This is a genomic window from Collinsella sp. Sow4_E3, from assembly GCF_052116285.1.
Lineage (GTDB): Bacteria > Actinomycetota > Coriobacteriia > Coriobacteriales > Coriobacteriaceae > Collinsella.
On the sequence record NZ_JBQKLJ010000030.1, the window covers coordinates 1 to 6,511 of the forward strand.

Below are 6,511 nucleotides of genomic sequence, written 5' to 3' on the forward strand. Positions count from 1 at the left end.
GAACCCGGGCCGACTGAAAAACCGCCGGGGTGTCCCGCAGAACCCGGGCCGACTGAAAAACCGCTCTGGCTGGCCCAGAATGGCCGCTAGGACGGCCGTAGAGCGGCTCCCGGTAGGTGTGTGTGGGTCGGCTTGTTTTGGTGGCTGTCATGGGGTTACCAGGTCCTTGATGGTGGTGGTTGGGTGCGGTCGTGGTTGCCGTTGGTGGCTCCTGCGCTGCGGTTGCAGGTGGCGTGTTCGGGTTGGGTGTGGTGGGGGTTGCCGCCTCGTGCGAGGTCGGTGGTGTGGCCGAGGTCCCAGGGGGTGTTGGGGGTGATGGGTTTGTTGCAGCGCCAGCAGGTGATGGGGATGTTGGCGTTGATGAGGTGTTGGTAGGCGGCTCGGGTTTGGCGGTGGGCTCGGGTGTAGGTCATGTCTGGTCCTCGGTGTAGTCATGGTTCTTCCTTTCGTGAAAGTTATCCACAGCCCCAGTCTGGCTACCGGATTGGGTGACCACGATTCATTACTTGTCTTCCAATGTCTTTCAAGACTCTTTATAGGAGGGGTCTGTGGTGACCCCCTAGAGGGGTCTGTGGTGACCCCCTAGAGGGGTCTGTGGTGACCCCCTAAGGGGGGTCTGTGGTGACCCCTCTGCCGTCGATATTGAGGGTGGCTGGTCGGAGTTATCCACAGGCAGTGCGGGCTTGTATCGACCACCCAAGACGATGATGAATGAAGCGGTCCTGTTCCACTCAGCATCTCTTCCTCGCTTGATCAGTCCGGCGTCGAGGAGTTCCTTGATGGCCCGCTTGGCCGCGAGCTTCCCGGCATTGTCGGGAGCTCCAGGGCGTCCGGTGATAGCGAACGCAATGCCGGCGTGTCCACCGTAATACTCGGCGGCGGCGCGGCCGGGTGCGGGTTTGTCGAAGGCGCTGTGGCACATCGTGATGAGTGCGAGGCGGGCCCGGTGGGTCAGGTGCTGGCCCAGCGTGGGGTCGATGGCGAGGTTCACGAGCTGGTAGCCCATCAGATGGTCTCGAATCGGTGTGCTAGATGGTGATGGCCGTGACGTCTCAGCCGGCGCGCGATCGAGGCCGGCCGGACGCCCAGACGTTCGGCGATGTTGAGTGGTGAGGTGCCGGCGTCGAGGAGATCGAGAACCTCATCAATGCCGGCGCGGGTGCGGGATTGGGTGTGGCGGATGCCGTGAGGTGTGGCGGTGGGGTCGTCGATGGTGTCGTCGTCCCACGCCGCCGGCGGGGCCCAACCCTGACGTTCGGCATAGTTCCTGACACGGGTTGACTGAGGACCGGTGCTCAGGCGAGTCACGGATTCGTAGAACGCGACCACGTCGGCGGCATGACTCGGTGGCTTGCGCCCCAGGTAGCCGGCGCGCAACTGGTCGATGGACGCTCGGGAGCAGCCGACCGCTGCGGCGATGTCAGCGGCCCGGTAGCCGAGTCGAGCAAGCGCTCGGAGGCGACGCGCGAGGCCGATCGGTGTGACAGTGCAAGGATCGCGGTACCCGAGGATCGCGTCGGAGTTCCGGCGTGTGATGAGCCGCGTCCTGCCTGCCCTGACCGTGTACAGCGTCGCGTGTGGTATGCCGATGGTGGCGGCGACGTGGGTCATGGGTGAGATGAGACTGGCGAGGTGGTTCCGGGCCGGCGTGGCATCGACCAGCTCGCGCGGGTCAGGGGTCCCCCACTGCTGGTAATACTTTCGGCGTACGCGGTCTCGGACGGCTGCTGCTGCTGCGTCGGTGCACGGCCGGCAGCGGCAGCCCCGTGTGTAGGTGTTGACGTACCCATGCGGTCGCGAATCAACCTTGCCCATCACAATCCGCCTAGGATTGTTGCTTGCCAGATGGTGAGGTGGCAGCCCGGTTGCGTGGCGGAGTCGGGGTGACCGACGTACAGTTTCCGGGCTCGCAGGTCGACGCACTGGGAGTCGTCGGTCCACAGTCCGGCATCGGTGAGGGCGTCGAGGATCATCCGTGAGAGTTTGTCGATGTCGCCTGAGCTGCGGGTGATGGGGTCGGCGTCGAGGCGTGCGCTTTTGGGTCGGGCGATGGTGAGGATGCAGCGGACACCGATAGGGCCGGTGAGTGTGCCGGAGCGTTGGGCGATGGCCCGGGCCGCTGCTGCGACCCGGGCCCGCCACCACTTCTTTTTGCCGGTTTTGTCATCCTCGATCAGCTGGTGTCGGCCGTGTCGGCCGACGCATTTGAGGGACCCTTTGGTTTGGGGGTCGCCGTACACGGTGACTGACCACACAGCGGCCTCACTCCATCAGGCTGGCGAGGTAGAGGGCTCGCCGTTCGAGGTGCCATCGTGCGCCGTTGTGATGCTGAGACCCGCGGATGGTGGTCATCTCGGCTCCGCCCCGGCAGTGTTTCCCGGTGGCGTAGCACACCGGGCAGGTGGGGTATGCGCCGGGGGTGCCGGCTGGGCAGCGGTGGAGGCGCTTGTGTTCCCGGGCGTCGGTGATGCACGCCACGTAGGGCTCGCTGGGGTACTGGTATTCGCAGACGGTGCAGTCGACCTGGAAGCCGCCGCGTGGGCCGGCGGTGATGGTGACGGCTCCGGCGGGCGGGTTCCAGTGTGGGCGGGGTGTCATGTCATCTCTTCCTCGCCGTAGACGTAGACCTCATCGGTCACATCAGTGCGGCCGTGATGCTCCTCGACGTCCCCGTGGGACGAGACCAGCGAATCGAACGGCAGCGGGTCACGGCCGGTGCGCTGCGCGTACAGCTCCGCCGCGAGCTCGGTGACGACCGGGGGCACTGTGTCGGCGGGGCCGATCGGCTCGATCCTGCGGAGCTCGACGGTGGGGATCCGTGCACCGGTGGCGAGGTCCTCGGTGATTTTGGTGGGGACGATCCAGGCGATGACGGCGATCACATGGTCGGGGTTGTGGAGCTGCTCGACGATGGAGTCAAGGCCGTTGATCTCCGGGTCGCCGGGTAGCTTGGCGGAAAGTTTGACGGAAGCGGACATAGGGATTCTCCTCAGGGATAGAAACGAGTTGGTCTTGCAGGTTGGGTGTGGGTTTGCGGTGCGGGTCCTTCTCGCACGTCGCGTGATGCGCCAGGAATCTCCGCGCACCTTGTTTCGCCGGCCGGTCGTGGCTGATCACGTAGCCCTCGAGGTCACCTCGGACGGACTCCCAGGCGCTCACGTTGCCGTGGGGGTCGTGGCCGGGGTTGCAGGGTAGGAGCCGTCCGGTGGCGGTCATGCGGATCCAGATGATGGGTCGCCAGCAGTGGCGGCACTTCCCCGCTTTCATGAGCATCGGGGTCGGAGGCGATCATCGCCGTCCCCCCCGTCGTCGCCGTCGTGGGCCTGCAGCAAGGCATCGAGCTCGTCCACGTTTTTCGAGCGCTCGAGGGTGGAGAGCAGCTGCCTGAGCTCGTCCTCGGTCAGCTTCGTCGTGGACTCCACCGGCCTGCCGACGACCGCCGACGTGTACACCAGCCGCTCGGTCCGCTCCTCAACACCGAGCCGCTTCCAGTGCGCCATCACAGCACCCAGCGCACGCGAGCTGCGTTTCGGTGCGACCTCGGCCGCCGGCTGCGGTTCCGGATCCGCCGGCAGGGCCTCGAGCTCCTCAACCTCCACAACATCGGCCTCGACCGGCTCTGGGGCGGGCTGTGCGGGCCGCTGACGGCCTCGCGTGACCGGGATAGGTTTCCGTACGGGGGCAGGCCCAGCAGGCGCAGGGGCGGGCGGCGGCGGCGGCGCGTCAGCCACCTTCCCGGACCTGCGGCCGATCGTGGCCCGAACCGGCTCCTGCTCCTGCTGCTGCTCGACCCGCACCACGGGCACCGCCACAGGCTCCTCGTCGAGGTCCTCCAGCTCCTCCACCGACGCCATCCCGTGGATCACGTCAGCGAAAACCATCCGCGCCAGCCGGGTCGTCGCCCTCGCCAGCAGCATCTCGGCCGGCCGCGTGGAGTACTGCGGGTTTTTTTTGGCGTCCCCCGCCTTGACCGCCTCGGCCATCGTGTATGTCGCCGTGGTCCACTCCTGCTCACCACGGCGTTTTCCCTTGACCTGGCAGCGGTCGGCTGACATGTCGGTGATCCGGATCTCGTGGCCGGCGCGGGCGATCATGGCCCGCATCAGCTCCGCCGAGATCCCTGCCTTGCCGTTGATGACGTGGATCGAGCCGAGTGCGGTCATCGGTGGGAGGTCGAGCTCGCGGCCGTACAGGATCGCCGCCGCGGTTTTCGGCACCGATCCCCGCAGCGAGACAGGGACGAACTCGGTGCTGGCGATCTTCTGAGCGAGCTCACCCACAGGCTCGAGCACCTGTGTCCATGAGTCGGTGTGGTCGTGTGATGGGGTGACCGGCACGAGCTCGGCCGGTTCCTCCCATGTCTGCATAGTCATGCTCGGTCCCTCCTGGGGTGGTTTTCGATGTAGATCGGGTCGGAGATGGGGTTGAGGTGGTCGTCGTCGTCGCGGGACGCCCACGACGTGGGCCGCGCCCACGTGTCATACACCTCGAGCAAGTGCAGGAACACGGCCCAGGTGTCCTGGTCGGCTTTGGCGAGCTGCAGGGTGCAGGAGTCCTCACGGACGTGGACGATCGCGCACACGTCGACCTCGGGCATCGAGATCTCGGTGTCGCTGGTCACCCGGCCACCGCGGGGCCCGACTGACTCGGTGGTGAGGATCCCGAGGTCTGCGTACCGGTAGGCGGCGAGCTGCAACGCCGTCTCCGCATAGACCCCCTTGGAGGTCTTGATGTCCAGCAGCACGCGCCCTAGCCGGGGGCTGGTGCCGATCGCGTCCAGGGTGCCGGCGTACCGGTACTCGCTGTGACACACCGGCATCTCGGTGTGCTCGATGTCGAGCTCCCAGTCGTCCAGGAGCCGGGCGTAGCCCTCGACGTAGGGGCGTTCGCCGGGGGCGATGTCGGCGGGGTCGATCTGCTCCCCCCGCGAGATCCGCTCCCCCAGGGCGTGGACCCGGTTCCCGGTGACGATCGCGCGCCGGTTCGTGGCGAACCGGGCTCGCTCGAGGCGTTTGATGCGGTCGGCTGAGCGGAGCTCCGACAGCTCGGCCCAGTGCTCGTCGGCGTAGGCGGCGGTTTCGGAGGCCGCCCATTGGACGAGGGCGGGTTTGTCTAGGGTGCCGATGACGGTGGTGACGCCGGGGATGCGGTAGCCGTCGAGGGTGTAGGAGTGGCCCTTGCCGTGGTTCCGTCGAGTGAATCTGGGCATCAGAACGCACCCGCCTCGAGGTCGAGCCGCTGCACATGCCAGCCACGCACACCACCCGCGATCGGGGTACCGGCCCGCTGACCCGTCGTGCGCACACACGACCGACCCGACGACCCACACTCCGGACACTCCGGATAGTGATGACGCCGAGGCTCACCCGACCGCCACGCTGGGGGGCGGGACTGGTGACGTGCCTGGGGAACGTGAGGGGAGTACAGAGCAGCGATCATCACGACGGTGATCGCGACGACGACGAGAGCGAGGAGCCACCATACGGTCATCGGAGATCACCCGCCTCGGTGATCGCGTACCAGCAGAGCACGGCGCCGATGGCGAGGAGGGCGAGGACGAATGCGCCGTTCATGACTCGCTCCCCTCGGGCACCTTGGCGCCGAGCAGGCGATCAATCTCGGACCGCGGAAACCGTCGGTGACCGCTCGGGAGCCGAACGGACCTGATGAGGGGCGGCTCGGCGTCCGCCCAGCGACGCAGCGTCTTGATGGAGACGCTCAGCGCGTCCGCGGCCTCAGCCGGAGCAAGCGCCTTCTGGGTATACCTATTCATGACCTGAACACTAGACATACATAGCCACGGAGGTCAAGGGATACCCAAACTTGCCCACACAGTTGGGTAGTTTTGGGTATATGTGCAGGTGGGTGATGATGCTCTCGTGGCTGCGGGGCTGATTTGGGGCGAGCTGGCCCGCCATGACGAGGCGGTGGAGCGGATGCTGGACGCTGAGGTGCCGATTGTTTTGTCTCGGCAGCCGGTGGGTGATCGGCCCCGTGGGTGGTGGGCTGCTGCTGCCGGGCGGGCGATGCTGGCTGACCCTGATGTGGCAGTGGAGTGGTGATAGGGGTCCCCTCTATACAAAAAGAAAACCCCACCCCCCGACGAGGGGTGGGGTACCACGTGGTCGGGCAGCGGTCAGGGGTGCTCCTCGACGGCGCGACGCGGCTCGACCGTGGTGTTGCTGGCAGCCGTCAGCCCGAGACCCGAGCTGACGAACGCGAACACGGCGAGGGCGACAGTCAGCCACGTGGGCTGATCGACAGACGCCGCCCCGTAGCCGATCTGCACAGCACCGAGGGTGAGGCCGACGAAAAACATGGCGTAGTACAGGATCGCTCGCACATGGGGCGGGAAAGCGACAGGGGTCATGGTAGGTCCTCTCGTGCAGGGGACGGCTCTGTGTCGTCCACCGGATCAGGGTCGAGCCACAGGCTCGGGTCGATATGGCCACGGATGCGGTGCGGGACGCGGGGCATCCGGCCCCAGTCAGGGCGGCGGAGCATCCCGACC

Annotated in this window: 10 protein-coding genes; all 10 read right to left on the reverse strand. The window is 66.6% G+C overall.

Annotated features, from left to right (window positions below; translation table 11 throughout):
* Positions 1–155: 155 nt before the first annotated feature.
* On the reverse strand, positions 156–413 hold the full coding sequence (locus ACTQ48_RS10605; RefSeq protein WP_441521657.1) for a hypothetical protein: 258 nt from the start codon (positions 411–413) through the stop codon (positions 156–158).
* Between the two features lie 146 nt (positions 414–559).
* Positions 560–1,006 (reverse strand): hypothetical protein, encoded by a 447-nt coding sequence (locus ACTQ48_RS10610; protein WP_441085716.1) that lies wholly within the window; start codon positions 1,004–1,006, stop codon positions 560–562.
* Positions 1,006–1,815 (reverse strand): hypothetical protein, encoded by an 810-nt coding sequence (locus ACTQ48_RS10615; RefSeq protein ID WP_441570883.1) that lies wholly within the window; start codon positions 1,813–1,815, stop codon positions 1,006–1,008. The genes ACTQ48_RS10610 and ACTQ48_RS10615 overlap by 1 nt, the downstream gene beginning before the upstream one ends.
* Positions 1,815–2,255 carry a RusA family crossover junction endodeoxyribonuclease gene (locus ACTQ48_RS10620; RefSeq protein WP_441085714.1) on the reverse strand — a complete coding sequence of 147 codons (441 nt, stop codon included), beginning with the start codon at positions 2,253–2,255 and terminating at the stop codon, positions 1,815–1,817. Before ACTQ48_RS10620 ends, ACTQ48_RS10615 begins: the two co-directional genes overlap by 1 nt.
* A 7-nt stretch (positions 2,256–2,262) precedes the next feature.
* Entirely contained in the window at positions 2,263–2,598 is a 336-nt protein-coding gene (locus tag ACTQ48_RS10625; RefSeq protein WP_441570885.1) for a hypothetical protein, read from the reverse strand.
* Entirely contained in the window at positions 2,595–2,978 is a 384-nt protein-coding gene (locus ACTQ48_RS10630) for a hypothetical protein (RefSeq protein WP_441564032.1), read from the reverse strand. The genes ACTQ48_RS10625 and ACTQ48_RS10630 overlap by 4 nt, the downstream gene beginning before the upstream one ends.
* A gap of 285 nt (positions 2,979–3,263) precedes the next feature.
* Positions 3,264–4,373 carry a hypothetical protein gene (locus tag ACTQ48_RS10635; RefSeq protein WP_441085711.1) on the reverse strand — a complete coding sequence of 370 codons (1,110 nt, stop codon included), beginning with the start codon at positions 4,371–4,373 and terminating at the stop codon, positions 3,264–3,266.
* Entirely contained in the window at positions 4,370–5,209 is an 840-nt protein-coding gene (locus tag ACTQ48_RS10640; RefSeq protein WP_441570887.1) for a hypothetical protein, read from the reverse strand. The genes ACTQ48_RS10635 and ACTQ48_RS10640 overlap by 4 nt, the downstream gene beginning before the upstream one ends.
* A 360-nt stretch (positions 5,210–5,569) precedes the next feature.
* The gene (locus ACTQ48_RS10645) at positions 5,570–5,791 is read right to left on the reverse strand and encodes a helix-turn-helix domain-containing protein (protein WP_441085708.1); all 222 of its coding nucleotides are present in this window, start codon (positions 5,789–5,791) and stop codon (positions 5,570–5,572) included.
* A 345-nt stretch (positions 5,792–6,136) separates the two neighbouring features.
* Positions 6,137–6,370 carry a hypothetical protein gene (locus ACTQ48_RS10650; protein ID WP_441042120.1) on the reverse strand — a complete coding sequence of 78 codons (234 nt, stop codon included), beginning with the start codon at positions 6,368–6,370 and terminating at the stop codon, positions 6,137–6,139.
* Between the last annotated feature and the right edge of the window lie 141 nt (positions 6,371–6,511).